The organism is Thermobaculum terrenum ATCC BAA-798 (assembly GCF_000025005.1).
Taxonomy (GTDB): domain Bacteria; phylum Chloroflexota; class Chloroflexia; order Thermobaculales; family Thermobaculaceae; genus Thermobaculum; species Thermobaculum terrenum.
On the sequence record NC_013526.1, the window covers coordinates 531,078 to 553,322 of the forward strand.

The following is a 22,245-nucleotide window of genomic DNA, read 5'->3' on the forward strand; positions in this document are numbered from 1 at the left end:
TATAGCAAAAACCCTCTTGGTGCTATACTTTGGGTCACGCATGTTGTTATAGGAAGGGGAGGGAACATGGCCGGCAAGTTGATCACCCGACTGGATCACGTGGTGGTAGCCGTAAGGGACCTGGCTCAAGGCATCGCCAGGTACAGGGAGATGGGTTTCGACGTCCGACCCGGTGGCAGGCACGAGGGCAGGGGCACCGAGAACGCCATCATACGCTTCGGGCTGGAGTACATCGAGCTGTTGTCGGTGTACGATAGGGCGGAAGCCGAGAGCGCCGGCATAGGCAGGCGCACGCTCGTGGAGTACCTGGAGCAGTGGGACGGAGGGCTGATAGGTTGGGCCGCGGCTACCAACGACATAGATGAGGTGGCCGAGCGCCTCCGCAGGCTCGGCAAAAGCTTCGAGGGGCCCTTTGCCATGAGCAGGCAGAGACCTGACGGCACGAGGCTCTCCTGGAGGCTGCTGATCCCCGAGGGCACACCCTGGAGGCGTCCTTGGCCGTTCGTGATCTCTTGGGATATGTCGGACGAGGAGAGGCTCGCGCTCGAGGCCCCGGGCGATCACCCCAACGGCGCCACGCGCATCGCCTGCCTCAGCGTGGTGGTCAAGGACCTGGAGAGGACGCTGGAGCTGTACCATGAGGCCCTGGGGCTCGTGGAGACCTCGGTATCGCACGTGCAGTACATGGGGGCGCGCAAGGCGGTGTACCTCATCGGCAACACGAGGGTGGAGTTGCTGTCGCCCACCCGTAAAGGGGTGATCGCCGCGATGCTCGAGGAGCACGGGGAAGGACCCGTGGGGCTGACGCTGGCCACCCCCAACAAGCTGTTCCAGCTAAGGGAATCCCCGGTCAAGGTAAGGTCTTAGGGGAGAATCCTGGTAAACTGGGACTATGCAATCTCTCCCCGGGGGTAAAGAGTTGGTCCAAAGGCATACATCTGCACTCCGTCCCCAGGTGTGGATGCGGCTCTGCTACTGGTGGTGGTTTGCCGCGATCGGGGCTTTCACACCGTTCGCGTCTCTCTATTACAGGGAGATGGGGCTGGAGGGCATACAGATAGGGGTACTGACGGCGATGAGCTCCGTGGGCACAGCCTTCCTCGCACCTGTGTGGGGGGCGATGGCTGACAAGTACGCCGTGCACAAGGGGCTGCTGGGGGGGCTGCTGCTGGGCGGCGCCCTGGGAGCGTTGCTGCTGGCGAGGGCAGGAAGCTTCCCGCACGCCCTCCTGGCGGTAGCGCTGCTCGCCGCCTGCGTATCGCCGGTGCCCTCCTTCCTCGACTCCTACGCGGTCCAGATCAGCGAGCGCAGCGGCACATCCTACGGTGCGATGCGCGTGTGGGGGTCCATAGCCTACATCCTGGCGACCTGGAGCTTGGGGCACCTCATGGGGGTGGAGGTATCTCGCCTCTTCATCTACTGCTACGCGGCCTGCCTGCTGCTGACAATGCTCTCGAGCTGGGGGCTGCCGAGGTTACGCGAGCACGCGGTGCACGCCATGTGGTCCAGCTTCAAGAGGGTGCTGAGCAAGCGAGCTCTGGTCGTGTTCCTGCTGCTGACCTACGTCATCGCCGCGGCGATGAGCACGATGTACTCCTTCTTCGGGATATACGTGAGGGAGATAGGGGGCACGACCACCATGCTGGGGACGGCGTCCTCCCTGGCGGCGATCAGCGAGCTGCCGATCATCGCGGGCAGCGGCTTGCTGGTGCGGGTCCTGGGCCCTCGCAGGCTCCTGATGATCGCCGTGGCCTCGTACACCGTCAGGCTGGGGGTGTACGGCTTCCTCCCCTATACCCATTGGGTACTGGGCATCCAGCTCATCCACGGGCTGTGCTTTGGCGCCTACCTGGTGTCCACGGTCACCCTCGCCCATCGGCTGGCGGGAAGGGAGCTGGCGGCCACCGCGCAGGCCATGCTGGCCTCCATATCCATGGGCTTCGGGAGCATCACCGGCTCCGTGATGGGCGGTGCCCTGCTGGACGCGCTGGGCACGGTGGGCATCTACAAGCTGGCCGCTGGGATGATGCTGGCGGCGCTCGCCGCGCTCACTCTCAGCATGCACCTGCTGGAGGAGGGGGAAGAGACGCAAGCCACACCGGCGGAGGCCAGCGAGGCCGCCGCTAGCCCCACGGGGCAACCGTAGGCCGCATCTCCCCGGTACAGGCCCTGAGCACCGCAAGGCGGAGAGCACCCAGGCACGCAGGGCGTCAGAGCAGTCCGTATGATACACAGCGTGCAGAGACCGTAGACACCACACGCACCCGGCTCCAGCATGGTACCTGAGGACGGAGACGTGCTTCGTGGCAGATCAGGTGGGCATCGACGTACCGCAGATCCTGCGGCTGGTGGGTGGACACCAGGCAGCTCCTGCCATCCTCCACCAACCGCTGCAGCCTGCCCAGGATCCGCAGCCTGGAGGTGGGATCCACACCGCTGGTGGGCTCTTCCAACAGGTACAGCCGCCGATCGATCCTCGTCAGCAGCGTCACGAACAGCCACCTGGCTCCCCAGCGGAAGCCTTGCCCAGCTTGAGGTCCCACAGGTGGGCCAGCATCTCTCGCTCCCTGGCGTCCAATCCCTCCTGGTAGTCCTCCACCCTGTGGCTGGCCCTTAGCCCTCCCAGCCGGCAGAGGCACTTGGCCAAATCCCTACCTCGCATCTGTGGGGAGAAGAACAGCTCCTGGGTGAGGTACAGTATCTGGGCCATGGGAAGCAGCTCCATCTGCCCGCTGGCTGGCAGGATGCCGGTCATGCAGTCCAGCAGGGTGATCCTATCAGCGCCGTGGGACTCCACCAGGACGTTGAGCTTGTCCGGCACCAGCCGGCAAGTCACCCCCCTGAGCGCGCCCTGCTCTGGCAACTACCAGAACCCCAGGAGAGGTGATGGTCGATATCCGCCAGACCGGGAGGTAGGCATGGTCTTTGGAACAGGTCAGCTCTAAGGTGTTAGATGAGGCATGTCTAACACAAGCGCTGAGGTGGATACCGGAAGCAGCCTCCACTATGTCCCAGCATAGCTCAGGGCAGCGTACACCGCTCCGACTCTTGATCAATGTTCCGACGACAGCCACAGGACTCCCTCAACATGAGCTGCGTAGGCAGTACAACCCTACGAGGCTCCCCCGTGTACTCCCCGTTCAGCCTCTCCAGCAACATGCGGGCCCCCAACCTACCCATCTCCTCAGTAGGCTGTCGTACCATAGTGAGCGTCGGGTGCAGGAGCTCAGCCAGCTCGAAGTCATCGAAGCCGACCAAGGTGACGTCTTCCGGTACCCTGAGACCGAGAGTTCGCAGCGTCTGCAGCGCCCCAAGTGTAGCTAGGTTATTTACGCAGAACAGCGCTGTAGGGGGCAACGGGAGCTCGAGCAGCCTGCGAGTGGCGGCTGCCGCCCTGGGCGCGTCCGGGGCATCTAGCTCCACCATGGGCTCCAAACCCGACTCCCGAAGGGCCTGCTCATACCCCGCAAGCCTCTCGCGCACAGTGTAGAGCTGATGCTCAGCTCCCACAAAGCCAATCCTCCTGTGCCCGTGCAGGATAAGGTGCCGCAGGGCAGCATATGTGCCGCTGCGGTTCTCTACCAGCACAGTGTCCACGCCCAGCCCGTCCACTGGTCGGTCGATCGCCACGACCACCAGTCCCGCCTGGATCTCCCGACGAAGGTAGTCATGCCCGTTAGGCGCCGGCACCAACAGCAGGCCCTCGAGTCGGCGCCGGAACAGCATCTCGACGTACTCTCGCTCCCTGTCCACGTCCTCGGAGGAGGCACACAGCACCAGCGAGTAGCCAGCTCGCCTCGACTCGTCCTCGACGGCCTTCGCGATGGAGGCGTAGAAGGGATTAGAGATATCAGCGATCAGCAGGCCGAGCATGCGCGAGCCGCCGCCCTTGAGGCTGCGCGCTACCTCGTTGGGGCGGTAGCCCAGCCTCCTCACCGATGCCAGCACACGCTCCCTCGTCCCTGGGCTGACGTGCTCCTCGCCGTTAACGACGCGCGACACCGTCTTTATAGATACCCCGGCATCCCGGGCGACGTCGTGTAGGGTCACCTGTCTCTTCACGTCCCACCTCTAGCAGCTCTATGGGACATTCTAGCTCAAATCGCTAGTCCCGCACCATGGTGGCGCGTGTTATCTCCTGGTCGGTGAAGATGTCGGTGTCGTCCCTGCTGCGGGTGGAGAACTCCGACACTATCGCCCCCTCGGGCCCCGCCTGGAACCAGTGGAGGGTGTTGGGGGGGATGGTGTGCTGCTCCCCTGGATGCAGCTCGATCTCGTGCCACACGGTGTAGGTGTGCTCCCTGCCCTGTGGGGGCCTGGCCTTGGGAGAGGGGGTGGGCTCCCCCTCCAAGTACAGGTACACCAGCCCACGCCTGCACCTGAAGGTCTCCTCCTTGCCCGGATCATCCCCCACCGGGGGATGCCTGTGCTCGGGACAGGTCTGGTGGGGGAAGAGTACCAGCTCCTTGGTACACACCCTCTCGGTGTTGATGTAGGTCACCAGCTGCAACCCCGTGTGCTCCAGGTCTCCCAGCCCGAAGTCGGCCACCTCTATTTGGGCGCGTTCCTGTGGGGTGAGGACTATGCCCGCCTCCTCCAGCATCTGCGCCGCCCTCTCCTGCGCCCTCCTGTACTCCTCCCTGCTCAGCATCTCCATACCTCCGATCTTTGATGGCGAAGTAATCTTAGACTTTACTCTAGCTAAGGTCAATAAGCGCTCACCCCTGAGATCGTACGTATTGTCTTATGGTACCCTTACTGCCCCCCAAACTGGTATTACTTTCTCTCAAGTGGTTGTATCGGTATTAACGGTGCTTGGTGCAGGGCAGGAGACATCCGACGGTCAGGAGCCACATTAGTCCTTTTGCATCCTGTTAGCCGTGCGTCTTCCCACGGTTTATACCCAAGCACTTCGCCAGGATGTTGCCTGCGTGTAAGTAGTTGTTCGCATTCAGTAGGGATTGTTCCTTGGTCAGGTTATTGCGATCCGGGTGGAAGGTGCATCGTGAGCATGAGGATGCTGTATTGGGCCGCCGCCCTGCTGTCGATAGTGTTAGCTGTGGTGATCTATCTCAGCATGAGGGACGGAGAGGATGTCACGAGTAGAAGACACCCCCCAACCCCTACGTTTGTCTTGCTGCCGAGCCCAACGATCCGCGTGATCCCCACCGCGGTGCTTCCAAGTGCTATGCCTACTGTGTGGACGCCGACCCCAACCCCAATGCACCTGGCCACTCCCACCCCGACGTCCCCTCCGGTTCCATCCGAAGATCAAGCGGAGAAAGTAGTGCACGCCTACTTTGAGTCTATCGACTCCGAGGACTACGAGGGGGCGCTCGCACGAACTCACGGCAGAGCAAGGGAGCAGACATCACAGATCGTGGACGAGATCAGGAGCCAGGAGCAAGAGAGTGGACAGCAAGCGGACATCCGTGTCACCCAGCTCCAGCTAAGCTCTCAACCAGCGCATGGATCTGTCAGACCGGTGGACGTCGTGGCCACGGTTGGAGCCTATGCAGACCTGGGGATAGCGGAGGTAGAGGTCCAGGAGCTGCACACGGAGGCGGTGTTCGACGTCGCCTTGGTGGAGGGTGAGCCTAAGATAGTGGACATCCGGCAGCGCTCCTAGCTTCGCTCTACGTGTATGCTTAGGTATAAGGCAAGCCTCGTACACCAACCTAGATGCTTGCTATAATCGCATTACCGAGATTCAGCAGCAAAGTAGACACGGTATACCGAGTTTTCGGGGTATGGGATTAGGACTTTACAGGACCAGGCTAAGATTAGGCTGGAACTCCCTCTCCAAGGCTTTCGAGAGGAACCAGACGCTTGTGGGCAACACCTTGGCCATCATCTTTGGTGTGCCCTTCCTGTCCTTTCTGCCGTCGGGTGTGCGCTGGGGAGTACCTATAGCTATGGTGATGTTCACTATCTATAGGGTGCTGAAGGAGTACAGGATCATAAGGAACTCGCTAACAACCCCACATATTCCCCTTATAGTGATCGTTGGCAAGGAGAAGCATGTGCGAGAGGAGATAGAGCGAGAGGTACGTGAGATATTGAGTCCACTAGGCTTTCGCCGGAGGACTATGAGCGCTGGTGGAAGTTGTCCCGTGAAGACTACATCATCTATAAAGATGATGACCTGTCCAGAAAGATGCAAGAATGGGAGGCTTTGGTCAAGAAATTTCGCAAGGCTGTGGACCACATCGAATCTCGGGTGAGGAGAGACGTCGTGTTCCACATTTTCCTGAACTGTCCAGCTGCCCTGGCCGTGGGGCTTGGAGCGAGCATAGACTGTCTCAAGAAGGTGGTCGTGTACCACTACAACGTCGCACCCGAACCAGTCTCAGAGCTCAACGGATCTCTATCTGGGAGTTATCGCTATCTGCGTGTCATAGATCTATCAAATATTTCCCCACATATCCTGAAGCAACGGGTGGGCCCAAACTATGATTACATAAATAAGCAACAAGTACTGATTACTGATGGCAACGACGTGTGTATGGCTCTGGGCCTGAGCTCGCACAATCCGGGGGCTGCAGCTCGATCTTTCGCTCAGAAGAATAAATGGTCCCTCATCTGCTTGGACAACAAATATAATGGGCACTTGAGTAGAGACCAAGACTGGCTACAGGTGATGCGCGAGGTGGTGAGTGAGTTGCTGCGTCTGGGAGGGCAAGAGGGTGTTAGGATACACCTGGTGCTCAGCGCTCCCATCGCTATGGCGTTTGCTATAGGTATGGGGCTAGGGATGCAGATGCAGGTGACTGTGTACAACTGGTTTAGGGAAAGACAAACCTACATAAGAGTGCTGGACCTGAACAAACTCCAACTATTATAAGCTAGCACGACCAGCCTATTGAGTGGTTCTGAGGCACGAGACGCGGCAGAGTGGGGAAACTGGTTGTCTTCCACATGCGCACGACATTGCTGGGATGGTAATGCTAATCTGATGATATCCTAACCTGATAGATCTCAGGCTGAAGTGTTACTCTCTTAGAGTTCAGACAGTGCTTAGAATGGCTTCGCGGGATAGCATCGATATGAGTCAGCCTCGAGCGCGCAATCTAGTTCCCGCGATAGCCTCTTAGACCAGTACTAGGGGGTTCCAAAGGATTAGTATGTTTACTTCTTGGTCAGGTGCCAAATCTGGCCTCTATATCCTGCAGGAACCTGCCCACACTTGACTCAGGCTTCACGATAGCGAGGCCTGACAGGACCGGTATAAGCAGGTAGATCGGAGCTGCGGGCAGCAGGCACAGCATCCCAAGGCCAAGGGTGAAGATGGCACATCCTGCGGAGAGCAGGCCAAGAACCCACCAACCAAGGAGCAGTGCCACGCCTAGTTTGATGGAGCTGCGGCGTTGCTCGCTGAAGCCCAGGATAATGTGACCCACCCCCAGGAAGCCCATCCAACCTAGCAGCACCTCGATTATGGCAGCAAAAAGCCTGGTGTTCCCCGAATCGTTCATGTAGACTCCTTCCCCCTCACTGAGATAGATAGCATCTAGTTTACAACATCTCGTTGTTAGGTCGGTAAACTCGCGCCCAAGACGTGGGTTTCGTGGGGTGTGCGAGCGACCATGGTCTCCGTGTGAATGCTCTGGATGGGTCGCACCGTTTATTGTTGGGATGTACCCTGCTCGAAAGAGATTAGACATATCTGGCTGTGGAGGCTACAATCTATAGCATGAGTACTCAGAGAGAAGACACGCACAAAGTCGGTGCTGGCCGCCTGGCGGCGATCTACACCAGGAAGCCTGTGGGCTCAGATCGGGACAGGACCCCTCCGGAGAGGCAGCGCGAGATGTGCGAGGAGCTGGCGGTGGACCTGGGATACACCACGAGCGAGGAGCTGGTGTTTGCCGACGAGGGGCCTCCCACCAGCGACTCGCGGCCCGGGCTGTTGGCGCTGATGCAGGCTCTAATAGAGGGCAGGGCATCGGCGGTGATCGTTGATCGGGTGGACAGGATAGCTCGCTACGAGACGAAGATGCTCGAGCTGTTCCTAAATGGCCTGCGTAACAGGCATATACCGATCTACGTAGCGAGGATGCCCAGGGGCTACAGGTATGACCTGGAGTCCGGCAGGATAGTGCAGGACGAAGAACGTGCTTAGGGGATGGGCTGGGGCTCACAGGTGGGGCCCAGCACCTTGGGTTTGCCACGCTCTACAACGAGCCTGTTGATCCAGAGCACCCGTCCGGGCTCTATCGAACCTATAGCGTCAGGGTGCCAGGCGTGGTAGACGAACCAAGGTCGGCCCTGCTTATCTACCGTAATGGAGTTGTGACCTGGTCCGGCCGCGTCGCACCTTGAGCGCAGGATGGGGTTTTCTGGCGCCTTCTTGCATGGTCCTAACGGGCTCTGACAGGTGGCGTACCCTACGGCATAGTCCGAGGTGTTATAGGCGTTGGCAGAGTAGAACAGGTAGTATCGTCCCTCGTGCTTCCACATGAACGGTGCCTCGATCCAATTGATCTCCCAGTTGGGTTCTCCAGCCAGCAGGCGCTTGGGTTTGCCGACCATCCTGCGACCATCAGGGGAAAGCCTTACGCCGTAGATGTAAGTATTTATCCCTATCCTGTTGCCGTCATTCTTCCAATAAAGGTACAGACTGCCATCATCATCTCGGAAGGGGTCTGCGTCTATCGCCCCCCCCTCTTCCTGCTGACAGATGAATGGCTTCTTGCTCCGATCCACGTAGGGCCCCAATGGCCTGCGACTCTCCGCTATACCGATGCACTGCAGCCCGACGTCGATCCACTCCGCCGTGTAATACATGAGGTACAGACCATTGCGTAGCTTGAGCACCTCCGGTGCCCAGGTGTTGCCAGCCGTCCACTCGGCCATCTTGGGCATGGCATCCGGGCCCTCCTCCCAGTGCACTAGATCCTTGGATATAAGAGTGGGGTAGTGCTTGCCTCCCGAGGTGGTTGAGAAGGCATAGTAAGTGTCTCCCTCCTTGAGGACGAACGGGTCCGGGAAGTTGCTATCGTACACTGGGTTGGTGAAAGTCCCTGTCGGGGTGCCCATGTTACCCTCCTTTCTGGGGACCGTGGGTGTGGAAAGCAATGCTGTGTTCGTAGGTGTGCTGCTTGTGGGGGAAGTGCTTCCCCCACAAGCAGCCAGCAGTACGCAGGCTGTCATCAAGATCCACTTTATGTGCCGCATCTACCTCTTCCCATCAGGATAGTTGGCAGTATAGCATCAACGCGCTCCCCTGTCATGCAGGACGAGACGTAGACACCCTTGCTTTCGAGACCATATATCATCCCGAATGTGGTCTGCAGGAACTAGACCTGGTTCTTGCTATAGGCTAACCATGTGACCGTCAGCCTGGAGGTCACAGTGTGTATCTTCGGTGCCCAGGCAATAGGGGCAGGCAAGCTGGAGAGGCTGCGTGGGGTGCTGCGCAGCGGGGTGGGGCTCAACTACCTGGTGGGTGGGATGCTGGTGGTGGGAGTGTACCTGTTTGCCAGGGAGATCCTGGGGCTGTTTCTGACCGATGGGAGGACGCTGGAGATAGCCAGGGAGCTGCTGTACATCACTTTGTGGGGCTACCTGGTGTTCGGGCATGCCCAGGTGTTCGCGGCGCTGATGAGGGCAAGTGGGAAGGGCAGAGACCACATCCCGCATACCCCCTTGGACCCTCATCCTAGGGTATCAAGCTGGCAGCAATCCCCACCAGGAGACCCACACAGGACCGGCTTGAGAGTAGTCAGGTTCGGACGCTCACTGCCTTGCGAACGAGTTCGCGTATCCTCTCCTCTACTTCGGGAGTCAGCTCCTGTAGTGCGAAGGATGTGGGCCACATATCCCCCTCATCGAGGTTGGCTACATCGCTGAAGCCCAGTGTTGAGTAACGCGACTTGAACTTCTGGGAGTTCTGGAAGAAGCAAACCACCTTGCCGTCCTTGGCGTAGGCAGGCATCCCATACCAGGTGCGCGGAGAAAGCTCGGGAGCAGCCTCCTTGATAAGGGTGTGCAGCCTCTCGGCCATGCTGCGATCGGGCTCCGGCATCTCGGCGATCTTCTCCAGCACGGCCGCCTCGCCATCGGTCTTGTTCGAGGAGCTTACTTCCCGGGCGCGCTCCCTCATGGCCGCACGCTCCTCTGCGGAGAAACCCTTAGAAGAAGCAGACCTTGCTCGCCCGCTGCGGGCGGATTCCTGGGGATTATCTTGCTCTGGCATCATGCCTCCTTACAATACAATACGATATGATATATTTGTCCCAGCGCTGTGTGTGGGTGGGTCCAGTATAAACGTCCATCGGACCGGCGTCAACCATCCAATACGGTCGTACATACTTTACATAAAATGGCCGACTGGCATGCTGCCCGACGACACCTGCTATTGCCCCCCTGGTATCATAGAGAGACGTGTTTCCAGGAGAATATGTATTATGAAGATAAGAGGCAGGCAACTAGCGTACTTGGCAGCCCTCATGGGAGGAGCTGTGGCCTTGGTGGGCGTCATCCGCGCCCGCTGTGCTCCGTCGGCTTGCCCCTACAGCCAACGCGTCGTCCTAGAACTGCCGCGCCCGTTCTTGGGGCGTGAGCGGTTGAGGCGCATGCTCGAGCCCCTGCCGGGAGAGAGGGTGCTTGAGGTGGGGCCCGGATCAGGATACTATGCCCTCCACGCTGCCCAGTGGGTAGCTCCTGGTGAGCTGCACGCCCTCGACCTACAGCAGGAGATGCTCGATCTGATGATGCGGCGCGCCAGGGAGCGGGATATAACCAACATCTATCCTCAGCGTGGAGACGCTAGGGAGCTGCCGTACGCGGATGCCAGCTTTGATGCCGCCTACCTGGTCGCGACCCTGGGTGAGGTGGAGGGTCAGGACGCAGCTCTGCGTGAGCTCCGTCGCGTGCTGAAGGCGGGAGGACGCCTCGTCGTCGGTGAGTCGCTGCCAGACCCGCATATGGTACCTTTCGGGTTGCTGCGCTCACGGGCTGAAGCTGCTGGCTTCCGCTTCCAGCGCAGGGAAGGGAGCAGCCTGGGGTACCTAGCGCTGTTCCGAGCCGGGTGACCGCCTCTGCGAGGCCCTTGGAGTGGATACCTAGCTCCGACGCAGCGGGATCCGGAAGATAGAGCCCGCCGTGCCATCGGTCACGTAGAGGGCATCCCTCCAGAATGCGAGGTTGGTGGGTGTGGGTCCTCCCGATGGGATGCTGCAGACGATTTCTCCCTCCAGGGTCAGGACTTGCACCACTCCCGCCCCGAAATGGGCCACGTACAGGCGACCATCTGGACCGAAGCGGATGCCGTCTGGGCCGCACTCCCGCCCTGAGCTGTTGTCGGATGCAGGCGACAGCTTGGCCAGTGGCGCGACCTCCAGCACGGTCCCGTCCTGCTGCAGGGCGTAGCGATGGAGGATGCCTGTGTGGGTCTCCGCCACCAGGAGCTCCCCTCCGTCCGGCGTGATGGCTATCCCGTTGGGGAACGCCAGTCCAGCGATCACACGCCTAAGCTCTCCTTGTGGGGAGAGCGAGTAGACGCAGCCTATGGGGTTGGAGGGGTTTGATCCCATGGGGTCGGTGAAGTAGAGGGTGCCGTCGGCGGCAAAACACAGGTCGTTGGGGCCTAGGAAGCGCCTGCCCTCGTACTCGTCCACTACGACCTCCCAGGAGCGCGTCTGCGGATCGACGCACAGGATAGCCCGGAGGCCGTTGTCCGCCACGTAGAGCTTGCCATCGGGGCCAAGGCGCGAGCCGTTGGGACCTCCACCAGTGTGCACCAGCACCTCGAGTTCGCCTCTCGGGGGCATGATGCAGACGTTGCCTCGGTAGATATCGACGCAGTAGAGGGTGCCGTCGGGGCCAAAGTTGATACCCTCGGGGAACCCCAATCCGTCCAGGATCCTCACGGGTGGAGAGAAAGCCAGCATGCTACCTCCTTCGATGGATATACAACCAGTATCCCACAAGGGCCCCGGCGATGCGCAAGGATATATACTAGCTATGGAAGGAGGTATCCTTATGGTGCTGGTACGTAGGGTGTACGACGAGCCCGAGGAGGGCTACAGGGTTCTCGTGGACCGGCTGTGGCCCCGGGGAGTGAAGAGGGACTCCCTGCCTTTGGACGAGTGGCTCAAGGATCTGGCGCCGAGCGACGAGCTGCGCCGGTGGTACGGACATGACGTCGGGAAGTGGACGGAGTTCAGGCACAGGTACCGCCAGGAGCTGCTGTCGGAGGATCGTCAGCAGCTCCTCGATCATCTTAGGCGTAAGGCGAGGGAGGGCCGCCTGGTGCTGCTGACCGCCACCAGGGACGTCGAGCACAGCAACGCCGAGGTCCTGCGCGAGCTACTGGAGGAGGAATAAGGGCTATGAGCTACGCTATCGAGGTGACGCACTTCTCCAAGCGCTACGGCTCCCGACTGGTGGTGGACGACCTCTCCTTCCAGGTAAGGGAGGGAGAGTTCTTCGCGTTGCTTGGTCCCAACGGCGCGGGCAAGACCACGACGATCGAGACGCTGGAGGGCTTCAGGCGTCCGGACAGTGGGGAGGTTCGCGTGCTGGGGCTTGACCCCGTCCGTGACAAGCGGCAGCTGTACCGGCGGGTGGGGGTGATGCTGCAGGAGGGGGGACTCTACCCAACTGCTAAGCCCCTGGACCTGCTGCAGCTGTTCTACGAGTTCTACCCGAATGCCGAGAGCCCCGAAGAGGTGGCCGAGCGCCTGGACCTTGGAGGATTTCTCCACACCCCAATTCGACGCCTGAGCGGCGGGCAGCGCCAGCGTCTATCGCTAGCGCTCGCCCTGATGGGTAGGCCGTCGGTGCTGTTCCTGGATGAGCCCACCGCGGGACTCGACCCACACACCAGGCGCTCCACCTGGGATATGCTCAGGGGGCTGAGGTCTGAGGGCACGACGATCATGCTCACCACTCACTACATAGAGGAGGCCGAGCAGCTGGCTGACAGGGTGGCTATCATAGATCGAGGGAGGCTAGTGGCGGTGGATACTCCGGGCGCGCTGATGGCGGGCGCCAAGAGCCGGATAGCCTGCCGCACCGATCGGCCAGTGGATCTATCCCGTGTACGGTTGCCCTTGGAAGCGGGCGCAGATGGATGGTATACCGCGCAAGTGGAGGCGACGCCCGAGGCGGTTAGGGTGCTGGCGGAAGATCTGGCGCTGCAGGGAGTGCTCCTGCTGGAGATGCGCGCTGGTAGCGCATCCCTCGAGGAGGCTTTCCTGGAGCTCACGGGTGAGGAGGAGGCTGAGCTATGAGGGCCACCTGGGCGCAGTTCAAGTTCGAGCTCAAGCTAGCCCTCCGTAGGGGGGAGGGCCTGTTGGTGACGATCTTCATTCCCCTGCTCCTATTGGTGTTCCTGGGGAGCGTCCCGTTCTTCTCACCCGACCGCAGCCGGCGCGTCGCGGAGGTCATGCCAGGGCTGCTGGCGCTGGCGGTGATGTCCACCGGCATGGTGAGCCTGGGGATAGCGACGGCCTTCGAGCGGCAGTACGGCTTCCTCAAGCGGCTAGGGGCAACCCCACTGACACGTCCACAGCTACTGCTGGCCAAGGGATTGACCACCCTGCTGACGGTATGCTGCCAGGTGCTGCTGCTGTGGCTGGTGGGCTGGTGGGCCTTTGGCTGGCGCCCGCAAGGTGAGGTGTGGCTGGTCGCGATCTGGCTGTTGTTGGGGCTTGCGGTGTTCGTGGGCGTGGGCTTGTGGATGGCTGGGACGCTGCGGGCGGAGGCGACCTTGGCGATAGCCAACGCGCTGTACCTGGTGCTCATGCTGCTTGGGGGAGTGGTCGTGCCGCTGAGCAGGCTGCCAGATGCCATCGGCTCGGTCGTCAGGTTCCTGCCCACGGCGGCGCTGGCGGAGCTGTTGCGGCAATCCCTCATCACCGGTGGCAGACCAAGCACGCTCAACGTGGTGGTTCTCCTCTTCTGGACGATCCTTGCCCCTGGGGCAGCTGTGACCACCTTCAAGTGGGAGTAGCCCTTGGCGTGATCCTTGCGCAGTCATCTCCTGGAGGTGATATGACATGTCGCGCAAGGATAAGAGGCCAGAAAGCCAACCTGAAAGGAACACCGCTGAGGAGAAGAGTCGTAAGGCAACTGAGAAGGGCATCTTCGATGAAGAGCCAGGAGGGAGCCAAACAGAGGGTTCGGAGGAGAGAGGCCCCGATCCCGGGCAGTACACCGATAAGGGCTCTCCCGGCTACCTAGGGCGGTAGGGCGCTCACTGCCCAGCCATAGGGATCTTGCGGGCGACGGGTATCCGTCCGGAGCTGTCGCCCCTTCACCTCGTCCTCTAGGCGGAGCATGAGCTTGCAGCCGTTCCGGATCGGGCCCTCACGGCAGGTGCCATACGGGCATTGGGTGTGGATCCGATTATCCTAGATCATCTATGGTGGATCTGAGGATGTGGTTGCCGGTGTCGACCTGACACGCTTGGGGTGCTCCTCATATGGCGTTGAAGAGCACGTAGGTACGGATAATCTCACGGAGCCTAGGGGTCTCTCGCTCTATGTTGGGGCTGACACATGCCGGACACACGGCGTCCCCCCACCTATTCCGCTTGGCGGCTCCCGCTGAGAACACATAACCGCAGCTCCGGCACCTGTATCGCATTGCCTCACCTCTCGAGGATTGTACCGCCCCTGAGAGGTCGCGACAAGTTCTCCCAGGGGCGGCTGAGCGCTCTAAGCCATCAGGTCGTAGTCCTGGGGCGACCACGCCAATGTGGCGTAGATCTGTACCATCGCCGCGTGATACAGGAGGGAGGTGGGCTTGGTAGCCTCGAACACGAACAGCCCGGTCTCCGGGTCACGCGCGGACCGCCACATCTCATCAGCGTAGTCCTGCATCATCTTGCGATAGCGCTTGTCGTGGTTGATCGACTCCAGCAGCAGCAGGTTCTTGAAGAAGATAGCGTTGAAGGGTGGGTCCTGCCTGTACAGCCTACCAGCGCCTCCGTAGTACTCTAGAGCAGCATCAGCTATGGCCTCGGCCCTTCGGAGATACTGGCTATCACCGGTGATCCTGTAGAGCAGGACGCTGGCACCGATCATGGTACCCTGATTGTAGGACCACTGGGTCTTCTCGATGTTGCCGGCCAGGTCTATATGATCCCAGTACAGACCGTTGGGAGCCAGCAGGCAGGTATTTACCCAGTCATACATGCGCTTGGCCCAATCGAAGTAGTAGCGGTCGCCGGTGATCTCGTAGAGGTGCAGCCCAAGCTCAGCCCCAGGGGCGTTGCTCACGGTGTTGCGGTCTCGACTCCAGGAAGCCTGCGTCCAGAAGACCCCTCCGGGGCAGGGGTGCGTGGGATCGTTATCCCAACCGTACACCACCAGGTCGAAGACCTGCTTGGCGCGTGCTAGTGCCTGCTGGTCGCCGGTCATCCTGTACCACTGCACCTGCTCGAGCGCTATCCACTCGTTATCGTCGTAGAACTTATCACCGCCCCAACCCAGTGGCGGGCGCACATAGGAGTCGTACCCAGGTGGGGTAGTGGTGTTGTTCCAGTAGAGCTCTACCCCCTCCAGCCTGTCGCCTACGTCGTCCTTGTACTGGGCGCCTATCTTACGGATACCGGCCAGGTCGATCGTTGCAGCCATCGCCTGGGAGAACGGCCACACGTAAGAATAGGGATTCTGTCCAGGCTGCTCTGGGTACTGCTCCTTGTAGAGCTTGACATCGGGCAAGTATAAGTAGCGCTGCATAGCATCATAGGAAGCTATAGCCCTGCGCAGGTTCTTCTCCTGCCCTGAGCGCGCGTCTGTGTCTGATGAGCTGTAGGCTACAGATACCACAGCCACGACGAGCGCCAAGCCTAGATACCACAACCTCCTGCCTACCATTCGCTTAACCTCCTGCAGAACTTGTTGGATCACGTCCATGGCGTGCAGGATAACAGAGTTATACGATTAAGTGCAAGATATATAGGGCCCAAAAGGGTTATTATTTCAGGTGTTATAGATATAATTTTCGGGCGCTGGCCAGCGCCACATGGACTAGCGGTTCGATGGCAAGAGGCACACTCGGCGACGACTTTAGGCGCTGAAGAATCTTGTTCTAGGAGGTCTTCGCAGGCCGTACCGACGAACGCTCTGCACGCGCAGCATTCGACTTGGCTGGCGATCATCCCGTTAAAAGGGCGAGCGCTTTCGAGGGTGGCAAACTGCTTGGCAGCATCCGGTGCTTCCTCCATGCTGCGCCAACGGACTCCCAGCCCATCATCACATCATACATTCGGTCCCCGTACAAATAGGTCCCGACGGACCGCAGGAGGTCATTGACAAAAGTGTGCGCCTCCTCGCTGGGCACAGCCCAATCGAAGTTCCCGTGCTCGTCCGCCACGTAGCCGTCGAGTGATGTGATCGCCGAATAGATTAGCACTCCTACAGGGTATTGCTGCTGTTGTACAGCTTGCGACCCTTCGAGTGGCGGCGGGATATCCAGACCTGAGGAGCGCGCCTGCAGCCAGGCTCTCGGCACATCAGCATCTTTGCCGTAAGCTCGTGCTATCTGTGAGCTGCACAGCTCACAGATAGCACTTTGGTCGCGTCAGCTGGTCGGTGCTCCTAAGATTGGCGGCTTTGAGGACTTGGGACAACGGCAGGTAGGGCCTTCGGAGTAGGAGTACCTCAGGCCCTTGCCCGGATAGGTGTGCGAGCTTAATCTATGTCTTGATCCTGGGACTCACCTTACCCTGTAAAGCGCACTTGCGCCGCCGACCGTCTGACCCGCCTCGTTGCGCTGCGCGACGCTCACGAGATACTCCTCGCCACCTTGTGCTTCGCGTGGCACCTCTAGCCGCAGCGCCATTGGGTGAAGCTGGTTGGGCTGCTTCTCCACGCGGATAACCGCCTGTTCTTCCCGTACCTCCACCAACCGCTTGCCGCCGCGGATGATCACCTCTCCTCCCTTCACGCTTACCTCCCCGATACCCGTCGCCGACGGGCAGTCGAACCTCGATCCCTTCTCCAGGGTGAGGATACCCCGACAGCAGCCGAGCATGGCTTCCACGCGTGTGCGCTCAATGAACACCAAGCCCCCCTCCATCTGTTCATCACCTGGGGTTTTGGCAGTCAGGTCCACCTGCGGGAAAGCCTTGCCGTCCTCGTCAAGGCCGAGGTAGAGGGGGATAGCCATCGGTAGCCGGCTCCGATCCACCAGGATCTCCATCGTGTGTTCGGAGTTGAACAGGTTGCCTGCGAGGAACGGGAAGGCGAGCGTAGTCGCCGAGAGCACGTCGATTACCGATAGATTGCGTTGTGCCAGGTTGTTGCGCCTGACAACAAGCCCTCCTCCCGCGGTGCTCACCGTTGTGAAGGCATAGTCGTTATCGGCGTTCACCATCGCCAGCAAGCAGGGATGCCAGCTCATGCCGCTGATCCACCCCCACAAAGTATCCACCTGGGAGGAGGATATCGTGAACTTAGCGATCGCGCTACCCCCTGCGGGGATAGAGGGGAAGGTGGCAGTGACTGGCGTGGGCGCCACGTGCGTAGCATCTACCGATGTCCAATCGGCAGGGTAGACGAACTCCAGCCCAACATAAGGGGTGATGCGCGCGCTCACCGTCACGTTGCGCGCTTCCCTCGGGCCATTGTTGGTCACCCTTATGTACAGGTAGTTGGTCTGCCCACGCTCCACATTGCTGGACTTGCTGGGATCACCTGGGTCGAACACATTGTCGTCCGTGATGCGCACGACGATGTCGGAGAAAGTCCAGAAGTTACTGCCAGGAGGGGTAGAGGGTTCAACTCCCGTATCTCCCGTCCAATCTTTGATAAACACGTCGGAGAAGTCCAGTGCGCGTAGCATGTTGATGCGCCCGTACCCCATCTGGTTGTTGCGCGTGCCGTTTGGAAAGCCGGGTGCATCGGCATAAGCTCCCCCAACCTTGTCCGCCGTGCGCTCTATAATGTCTCGCACTTGCCCGGGTGTCAGCGCAGCATACTGGCTGCGGATAGCGCCGGCCAGTCCCGCCACGTGTGGGGTTGCCGATGAGGTGCCGTTGAACTGGAAGAAGTAGTCGCCGGCAGCATCTCCACAGCTAGGGTAGTTCACGCATGCTACCAGCCGAGGACCACCATTGTTGGTGTTGTATCCACCTGCTCCCTGGATATCCGTCGTGGGGATCTGCACGCAGGGGGCAACCACAGATATGCCAGGACCGAAGTTTGCGCCCCAGCACTCGCCGTCAGCGCTCATTGGGTTCTTGCGGTTATCTGCCTGGTCGGATCCCCCTACAGCTATCACCAGGGGGTTGCGGGCTGGATAGCGGTTGATGACGCCGGTGTTCTCGTTGCCGGTGGCAGCCACCAGCACGCACCCTCTGGTGTTGACAGCGTTGTTGATCGCTGGATCGATTATGGCGAAATTCCACCCAGTGGGGCCGAAGCCATCGCCTGGGGCGTAGACACCGAAGCTCATACTGATGACGCGCGCGCCGTTGTTGGCCGCCCAGTTGATACCCGCAGCGCACTCCGCATCCGTCCAGTTCTGGAACGCCACCGGCATCAGGCTGCAGTTTCCCGCGACCCCCGCCACACCCGCCGAGTTGTTGAAGCGCCCTAGCACTATGCCAGCGCAGGCTGTGCCGTGCGGGCCTGTGGGTGATCCCGGCGGAGCCATAGTGCCTAAGTTGATGCCCTGGCCTGCTGCACCCGGAGCAAACTGGAGATCTGGGTGGGTCAGGTCACAGCCCTGGTCGAGCACGCAGACGATCGTCCCCGCTGCCCCCGTCGATATATCCCAGCCTGTGTTGCCGGGCCCCCCAGCCTGGATGCGCGTCATGTCCCATTGACGCGGGAAGAGTGGATCGTTGGGCACAGCCGTGATGGGTACGACCATGGGCATGGTCTCGAACTGCACATCGCTGACCAACTCGCGTTCGCTCTCCAGCAGCATGCTCTGCAGCTCATACGCATTGCGGTCCTCGGGGTGATCGAGCACGTAGTAGCGGTACTCGCCAAGGTACTGTGACTTCTCCCGTACTTCTGACAGGCCATAGCGCTTCAGCCTGCGATCGAGGTTGCGCTGAACCTCCTCCCCGGGCTGCGTCGTACGCAGCAGCAGGACGTTGGGCAGGGGACAGACCAGCCCCCCAAGCCCTGGCACATTGCCGAGCCGGTACACAGGGCCTATCCATTCCAGCGCATCACCCATGGCGTTCTGTAGAGCGTTGAACCTCTCCTGGTCGATGCTCCCGGCTTGTGAACGCACCCAGAAGCGACGATCGGTGTGGTTGATGACCTCAAAAGGATTGGCCGGGCGCGGCACCCGCTCGAGACCGCGCTCAATCCCTGGTGTCGGTCCTCCTGGCGCTGCCAGCGCCATCCCATACTCCCTCACCCGTTCCTCCACGTCTTGAGGGGATTGCGGCTCCCTGAACGAGAGCAACAGATGTGTGGGATCGAGCACCATGATCGCGCCCGACCCATGCCTGAGTTCCTTGGGAAACCTTTCCATTTGGCATCCTCCTCCTGCCGGTCTTAGCCAGCAGCTGTAATGCGTCAAGTGTAACCTTGAGTGATCTGCTCCACAACCCTCCAAAGTATAGTTTTCGTGACCCTATTACCTGCACGGAAGTGTAGTTTTGGCATGTGCTGGATATCGATGGCCCACCATGAGCATCTGCAGCAGCTTTGCAACCCAAAGCGCCTTGGTGGAAAGACACCCACCAAGGCGCGATACCTTCAAGGGCAACTAACGCTGAATGCGCAGCACCTCGCCCTTTCCTGGGAGTATGGCCCAGTTAGTCACGTAGATGGTGCCATCCTCGGCGACAGCTACTCCTCCTGGTGCATACAGACCCTCAGACATTACCGTTGTCCTGCTGCCGTCCGGCCTGATGCGCACAAGGCGACCCTGCAAGCTGGACGGATCCTGGGGATTGGCGTTGGCTAGGCTGTTCTTGAACATCTCGAGCACGTACAAGCTATTGTCTGGCCCCCAAGCGACGTCGATGATGTTGGTGAAGCGACGAGCGTACACCTCTCGCTCATGGCCGTACATCACGCGGTACACTCTCGCACCGAACTTCGGGAAAGGAAATCCTGTAAGCTCACCCACGTAGTAGGCCCTATCTGGGCCTTGATCCACGGAAGTTGGTACTGGATCCATTCTCACAAGTTGACCGTCCGGGCCGGGCACCATCCTCTTGGGGAAGGTCGCCAGAGTGGATATGCGTCCATCGGATCGACGGACTTTCAGAAGAGAATTGCCACCTGCGTCCGCGATTATGTGCCGGCCGCGCAGCGTGAGCAGGGAGTACGGATTACTATCTGCGCCATCTCCTGCTGGATCATGCTGCTTCTCATAGGTCCACAGGTCGGCTTTGCTGCGCCTGACACCATCTGGTCGTATCTTGATCAATCTACCGAAGTTCACCCCTGACTTGCCCAAGGCAGGCCGTAGAAAGCCCCCGCCTATGAGCACGAAGTAGTCCAATGCCCGATGATCTTGCACCTGGATGCTTGACCAGATAGCGGATACATCGTGTGGGCCGATCGCGAAGGATCCATCGGGACTGGCCGCAGAGGGTAGACCCCTGACTACTCTGGCTTGCCCACCATGCCAGATCTTGGTGATAGAGCCTGTGTTGCCGAAGCAAGTCCTGCCCTCGGGACCGTTGACACATGGCCCTGACCCACCCTTGCCGGCCTCGGCTATGTATATGGCTCCATCTGGACCGAACGCCAGGTGGCGAGGATTGTTTAACCCGGTGGCTACTATCGTCACGGTTGCCGCTTGGGCGCTACTTGCTGGTGAGACCACACCGATCATCAATATCATGCATGCGAGGCCCCAAGTGGCGATATATCTAAGGTAAGACATGATTGGCTCCTTCTATTTGTGCAACAGCTCACTAATAAGCGGCAAAGGTCTACGTGGTCATGAGTCGCCCCCTCCTTCCTCGGGGTACCGAGGGAAAGTCATCTGGCCGCCCACTTGCGGTGGGAGCTTGCACACCTCATGAGGTGTGCAGATGACCGACAACTGACGTTAACTGTCACACCTGTAGGCAGCGTGTAGCAGTGGTGGATTAAAGGTGGTAATGAGGCTCTGATGTTGAGAATATAGCTGCTACTAAGGTCTGAAAAGGTTCATGAATGGCCATAGTGCTTCTCCGGGTACGTAGCCTCTGACCCCTTTGAACTCAGCGTACGCCCACGAGCCCTCTTCCAGGAGATCCCATATACTCCGCTTGTCCACCCCTACTATGGACCCATTCGGGATCCTTGCTACTACTCGGTAATGTTTGCCCGGCCCAGCGTACATATCGACTGGCTGGCCGGAGAAGGATGGATCCTTCACCTTGTAGTACTCATCCCCCCAGAGCGGGGGCGCCGGAGTGCTGGGCTTATTTCCCAGCTATATCCAAAGCCTCCTTCTATGCTGCGGTTGTCCCTTGAGGTTGAGCGTGATGAGGTACCAGGTCTGGTTGGGTGCCACTTCAAACTGAAAGCTCCAGTGCCCAGTGCTGTCCACGGGTGCGTAGATATGTCTGTCCAACAGGAATGAGTTTGCGCAGAAGCAGTGTACTATGGAGTCGGGAGGTGCGGTGCCCTCTATGGTCAAGCTGCTGCCCGTGGCCGCGGTGCCGCTTGCCGGTGAGGTGATCTCAAACGGCACACTCTTGTCTATCTGGGGTGTATAGCGCACCTCGTAGACCAACTTCGGAGCACAATCGGGCTCATCACATCCCAAGCTCACCACTATGCGATTGTCGCCGGGCACTAGGGGTACCGTTGCTGTCCAGTGCCCTTTACTATCTGATTTAGCGGACTCTGCCCATGGGTTGTCCAAGTCCAGGTAGTTGTAATAGTCTGCGCGCTGACCGAAGGTGTTCAGCACTTGGACTTCTAAGCCTGCAGGGCTGATAGTGCCAGCTAACCTCAAAGGAGAGCTCGTGACCTGCAGGTGCGACTTTGCTGGCGAGGTGATATGTAGCCTATATGCAGGTGGTGATGTCGGCCATACCAGACTTAGCAAAATTACCAGCAGCACGAAACCTATGCTCAGCGGCGACCACAAGCAGCAACCACCGCCGCTAGCGGCGCTACCGTCCTCTCGGCTCGTACTGTTTCCCATATCAAACAGGAAGAAGAGTAGCAACAAGTCATCCAAGTTGTTACGCTCTTCCTCATGCGCTTCCATGGGATCACGTTCGCTCTCGTGCGTCTCCGTGTCGTGCTCGTACATTTGGGTGATCGATATGCTTGCTTCTATAGAATATTATATTCAGGAGACTATGGTGCACAA

The 22,245-nt window shown here is 59.8% G+C and carries 25 protein-coding genes and 1 pseudogene; 13 read left to right on the forward strand and 13 right to left on the reverse strand.

The genetic code is table 11. The annotated features are described in order from the left end of the window. Positions 1 to 66: 66 nt before the first annotated feature. Positions 67 to 867, forward strand: a complete 801-nt coding sequence (locus TTER_RS15020) for a VOC family protein (protein WP_012876309.1) — start codon at positions 67 to 69, stop codon at positions 865 to 867. 52 nt (positions 868 to 919) lie between these two features. Further along, complete coding sequence (locus TTER_RS12025) at positions 920 to 2,146, forward strand: MFS transporter (protein ID WP_169302696.1); 1,227 nt, start codon at positions 920 to 922, stop codon at positions 2,144 to 2,146. 64 nt (positions 2,147 to 2,210) lie between these two features. On the opposite strand, the gene TTER_RS15025 is transcribed toward TTER_RS12025, so the two are convergent. The 4 genes from TTER_RS15025 to TTER_RS12040 all read right to left on the reverse strand — a co-directional run bounded on the left by TTER_RS15025 (position 2,211) and on the right by TTER_RS12040 (position 4,651). Next, a complete protein-coding gene (locus tag TTER_RS15025; protein ID WP_012876311.1) occupies positions 2,211 to 2,492 on the reverse strand; it encodes an ATP-binding cassette domain-containing protein in 282 nt (93 codons plus the stop codon). Beyond that, on the reverse strand, positions 2,489 to 2,863 hold the full coding sequence (locus tag TTER_RS15030; protein ID WP_012876312.1) for a P-loop NTPase family protein: 375 nt from the start codon (positions 2,861 to 2,863) through the stop codon (positions 2,489 to 2,491). Before TTER_RS15030 ends, TTER_RS15025 begins: the two co-directional genes overlap by 4 nt. A 158-nt stretch (positions 2,864 to 3,021) precedes the next feature. Continuing rightward, complete coding sequence (locus TTER_RS12035) at positions 3,022 to 4,062, reverse strand: LacI family DNA-binding transcriptional regulator (protein WP_012876313.1); 1,041 nt, start codon at positions 4,060 to 4,062, stop codon at positions 3,022 to 3,024. Positions 4,063 to 4,105: 43 nt separating this feature from the next. Next, a complete protein-coding gene (locus tag TTER_RS12040) occupies positions 4,106 to 4,651 on the reverse strand; it encodes a D-lyxose/D-mannose family sugar isomerase (protein WP_012876314.1) in 546 nt (181 codons plus the stop codon). Between the two features lie 354 nt (positions 4,652 to 5,005). Between TTER_RS12040 and TTER_RS12045 the strand changes: the two genes are divergently transcribed. From TTER_RS12045 to TTER_RS12055, 3 genes are all read left to right on the forward strand, one after another. After that, positions 5,006 to 5,629 (forward strand): hypothetical protein, encoded by a 624-nt coding sequence (locus TTER_RS12045; protein ID WP_041425282.1) that lies wholly within the window; start codon positions 5,006 to 5,008, stop codon positions 5,627 to 5,629. A gap of 121 nt (positions 5,630 to 5,750) precedes the next feature. Next, positions 5,751 to 6,224, forward strand: coding sequence for a hypothetical protein (locus tag TTER_RS12050; protein ID WP_012876316.1), 474 nt, complete (start codon positions 5,751 to 5,753; stop codon positions 6,222 to 6,224). Further along, the gene (locus tag TTER_RS12055; RefSeq protein ID WP_169302697.1) at positions 6,176 to 6,844 is read left to right on the forward strand and encodes an SAVED domain-containing protein; all 669 of its coding nucleotides are present in this window, start codon (positions 6,176 to 6,178) and stop codon (positions 6,842 to 6,844) included. Before TTER_RS12050 ends, TTER_RS12055 begins: the two co-directional genes overlap by 49 nt. Positions 6,845 to 7,139: 295 nt before the next feature. Here TTER_RS12055 and TTER_RS12060 read toward each other — a convergent pair whose 3' ends face one another. After that, the gene (locus TTER_RS12060) at positions 7,140 to 7,475 is read right to left on the reverse strand and encodes a hypothetical protein (protein ID WP_012876318.1); all 336 of its coding nucleotides are present in this window, start codon (positions 7,473 to 7,475) and stop codon (positions 7,140 to 7,142) included. Between the two features lie 218 nt (positions 7,476 to 7,693). On the opposite strand from TTER_RS12060, the gene TTER_RS12065 reads away from it, so the two are divergent. Then, positions 7,694 to 8,122 (forward strand): recombinase family protein, encoded by a 429-nt coding sequence (locus tag TTER_RS12065; RefSeq protein WP_012876319.1) that lies wholly within the window; start codon positions 7,694 to 7,696, stop codon positions 8,120 to 8,122. Here the strand turns inward: TTER_RS12065 and TTER_RS12070 are convergent. Beyond that, positions 8,119 to 9,039 (reverse strand): glycoside hydrolase family 43 protein, encoded by a 921-nt coding sequence (locus TTER_RS12070; protein ID WP_012876320.1) that lies wholly within the window; start codon positions 9,037 to 9,039, stop codon positions 8,119 to 8,121. The two genes, TTER_RS12065 and TTER_RS12070, sit on opposite strands and share 4 nt — an antisense overlap. A 28-nt stretch (positions 9,040 to 9,067) precedes the next feature. Between TTER_RS12070 and TTER_RS16220 the strand changes: the two genes are divergently transcribed. Next, positions 9,068 to 9,199, forward strand: coding sequence for a hypothetical protein (locus TTER_RS16220; RefSeq protein ID WP_277422785.1), 132 nt, complete (start codon positions 9,068 to 9,070; stop codon positions 9,197 to 9,199). Positions 9,200 to 9,330: 131 nt separating this feature from the next. Then, positions 9,331 to 9,615 (forward strand): annotated as a pseudogene (locus tag TTER_RS15455) (MATE family efflux transporter); the annotation flags it as partial. Between the two features lie 109 nt (positions 9,616 to 9,724). Here TTER_RS15455 and TTER_RS12080 read toward each other — a convergent pair. Then, positions 9,725 to 10,198, reverse strand: coding sequence for an iron chaperone (locus tag TTER_RS12080; RefSeq protein ID WP_012876321.1), 474 nt, complete (start codon positions 10,196 to 10,198; stop codon positions 9,725 to 9,727). Between the two features lie 211 nt (positions 10,199 to 10,409). On the opposite strand from TTER_RS12080, the gene TTER_RS12085 reads away from it, so the two are divergent. Continuing rightward, complete coding sequence (locus TTER_RS12085) at positions 10,410 to 11,036, forward strand: class I SAM-dependent methyltransferase (protein WP_012876322.1); 627 nt, start codon at positions 10,410 to 10,412, stop codon at positions 11,034 to 11,036. Between the two features lie 30 nt (positions 11,037 to 11,066). Here TTER_RS12085 and TTER_RS12090 read toward each other — a convergent pair whose 3' ends face one another. After that, positions 11,067 to 11,894 carry an SMP-30/gluconolactonase/LRE family protein gene (locus TTER_RS12090; RefSeq protein WP_012876323.1) on the reverse strand — a complete coding sequence of 276 codons (828 nt, stop codon included), beginning with the start codon at positions 11,892 to 11,894 and terminating at the stop codon, positions 11,067 to 11,069. Here TTER_RS12090 and TTER_RS12095 point away from each other — a divergent pair. From TTER_RS12095 to TTER_RS12110, 4 genes are read left to right on the forward strand one after another with little or no spacing between them, the layout of a single operon-like run. Continuing rightward, positions 11,893 to 12,330, forward strand: coding sequence for a DUF488 domain-containing protein (locus TTER_RS12095; RefSeq protein ID WP_241215243.1), 438 nt, complete (start codon positions 11,893 to 11,895; stop codon positions 12,328 to 12,330). The two genes, TTER_RS12090 and TTER_RS12095, sit on opposite strands and share 2 nt — an antisense overlap. Before the next feature lie 5 nt (positions 12,331 to 12,335). Then, positions 12,336 to 13,238: an ABC transporter ATP-binding protein gene (locus TTER_RS12100; RefSeq protein WP_012876325.1), complete on the forward strand. Its 903-nt coding sequence runs from the start codon at positions 12,336 to 12,338 to the stop codon at positions 13,236 to 13,238. Then, positions 13,235 to 13,960, forward strand: a complete 726-nt coding sequence (locus tag TTER_RS12105; RefSeq protein ID WP_012876326.1) for an ABC transporter permease — start codon at positions 13,235 to 13,237, stop codon at positions 13,958 to 13,960. Before TTER_RS12100 ends, TTER_RS12105 begins: the two co-directional genes overlap by 4 nt. A gap of 46 nt (positions 13,961 to 14,006) precedes the next feature. Beyond that, positions 14,007 to 14,198: a hypothetical protein gene (locus TTER_RS12110; RefSeq protein ID WP_012876327.1), complete on the forward strand. Its 192-nt coding sequence runs from the start codon at positions 14,007 to 14,009 to the stop codon at positions 14,196 to 14,198. A gap of 468 nt (positions 14,199 to 14,666) precedes the next feature. On the opposite strand, the gene TTER_RS12115 is transcribed toward TTER_RS12110, so the two are convergent. The 5 genes from TTER_RS12115 to TTER_RS12140 all read right to left on the reverse strand — a co-directional run bounded on the left by TTER_RS12115 (position 14,667) and on the right by TTER_RS12140 (position 22,185). Beyond that, complete coding sequence (locus TTER_RS12115) at positions 14,667 to 15,830, reverse strand: glycoside hydrolase family 76 protein (RefSeq protein ID WP_012876329.1); 1,164 nt, start codon at positions 15,828 to 15,830, stop codon at positions 14,667 to 14,669. Between the two features lie 841 nt (positions 15,831 to 16,671). Then, a complete protein-coding gene (locus TTER_RS12125) occupies positions 16,672 to 19,449 on the reverse strand; it encodes a S8 family serine peptidase (protein WP_012876330.1) in 2,778 nt (925 codons plus the stop codon). Positions 19,450 to 19,686: 237 nt separating this feature from the next. Continuing rightward, on the reverse strand, positions 19,687 to 20,817 hold the full coding sequence (locus TTER_RS12130; RefSeq protein WP_012876331.1) for a ScyD/ScyE family protein: 1,131 nt from the start codon (positions 20,815 to 20,817) through the stop codon (positions 19,687 to 19,689). A 252-nt stretch (positions 20,818 to 21,069) separates the two neighbouring features. Beyond that, a complete protein-coding gene (locus tag TTER_RS12135; RefSeq protein WP_012876332.1) occupies positions 21,070 to 21,297 on the reverse strand; it encodes an SH3 domain-containing protein in 228 nt (75 codons plus the stop codon). Between the two features lie 57 nt (positions 21,298 to 21,354). Next, positions 21,355 to 22,185, reverse strand: coding sequence for a hypothetical protein (locus TTER_RS12140; RefSeq protein ID WP_012876333.1), 831 nt, complete (start codon positions 22,183 to 22,185; stop codon positions 21,355 to 21,357). Positions 22,186 to 22,245: the final 60 nt, after the last annotated feature.

What these genes read in the sequence shown, in the direction of transcription:
- TTER_RS12080 (WP_012876321.1), bottom strand. Translation starts at nt 10,198, where the DNA reads ATGCCAGAGCAAGATAATCCCCAGGAATCCGCCCGCAGCGGGCGAGCA.
- TTER_RS12110 (WP_012876327.1), top strand. Translation starts at nt 14,007, where the DNA reads ATGTCGCGCAAGGATAAGAGGCCAGAAAGCCAACCTGAAAGGAACACC.
- TTER_RS12060 (WP_012876318.1), bottom strand. Translation starts at nt 7,475, where the DNA reads ATGAACGATTCGGGGAACACCAGGCTTTTTGCTGCCATAATCGAGGTG.
- TTER_RS12130 (WP_012876331.1), bottom strand. Translation starts at nt 20,817, where the DNA reads ATGTCTTACCTTAGATATATCGCCACTTGGGGCCTCGCATGCATGATA.
- TTER_RS12105 (WP_012876326.1), top strand. Translation starts at nt 13,235, where the DNA reads ATGAGGGCCACCTGGGCGCAGTTCAAGTTCGAGCTCAAGCTAGCCCTC.
- TTER_RS12125 (WP_012876330.1), bottom strand. Translation starts at nt 19,449, where the DNA reads ATGGAAAGGTTTCCCAAGGAACTCAGGCATGGGTCGGGCGCGATCATG.
- TTER_RS12090 (WP_012876323.1), bottom strand. Translation starts at nt 11,894, where the DNA reads ATGCTGGCTTTCTCTCCACCCGTGAGGATCCTGGACGGATTGGGGTTC.
- TTER_RS15020 (WP_012876309.1), top strand. Translation starts at nt 67, where the DNA reads ATGGCCGGCAAGTTGATCACCCGACTGGATCACGTGGTGGTAGCCGTA.
- TTER_RS12085 (WP_012876322.1), top strand. Translation starts at nt 10,410, where the DNA reads ATGAAGATAAGAGGCAGGCAACTAGCGTACTTGGCAGCCCTCATGGGA.
- TTER_RS12140 (WP_012876333.1), bottom strand. Translation starts at nt 22,185, where the DNA reads ATGTACGAGCACGACACGGAGACGCACGAGAGCGAACGTGATCCCATG.
- TTER_RS12100 (WP_012876325.1), top strand. Translation starts at nt 12,336, where the DNA reads ATGAGCTACGCTATCGAGGTGACGCACTTCTCCAAGCGCTACGGCTCC.
- TTER_RS12040 (WP_012876314.1), bottom strand. Translation starts at nt 4,651, where the DNA reads ATGCTGAGCAGGGAGGAGTACAGGAGGGCGCAGGAGAGGGCGGCGCAG.
- TTER_RS12065 (WP_012876319.1), top strand. Translation starts at nt 7,694, where the DNA reads ATGAGTACTCAGAGAGAAGACACGCACAAAGTCGGTGCTGGCCGCCTG.
- TTER_RS12095 (WP_241215243.1), top strand. Translation starts at nt 11,893, where the DNA reads ATGCTACCTCCTTCGATGGATATACAACCAGTATCCCACAAGGGCCCC.
- TTER_RS12070 (WP_012876320.1), bottom strand. Translation starts at nt 9,039, where the DNA reads ATGGGCACCCCGACAGGGACTTTCACCAACCCAGTGTACGATAGCAAC.
- TTER_RS12115 (WP_012876329.1), bottom strand. Translation starts at nt 15,830, where the DNA reads ATGGTAGGCAGGAGGTTGTGGTATCTAGGCTTGGCGCTCGTCGTGGCT.
- TTER_RS12050 (WP_012876316.1), top strand. Translation starts at nt 5,751, where the DNA reads ATGGGATTAGGACTTTACAGGACCAGGCTAAGATTAGGCTGGAACTCC.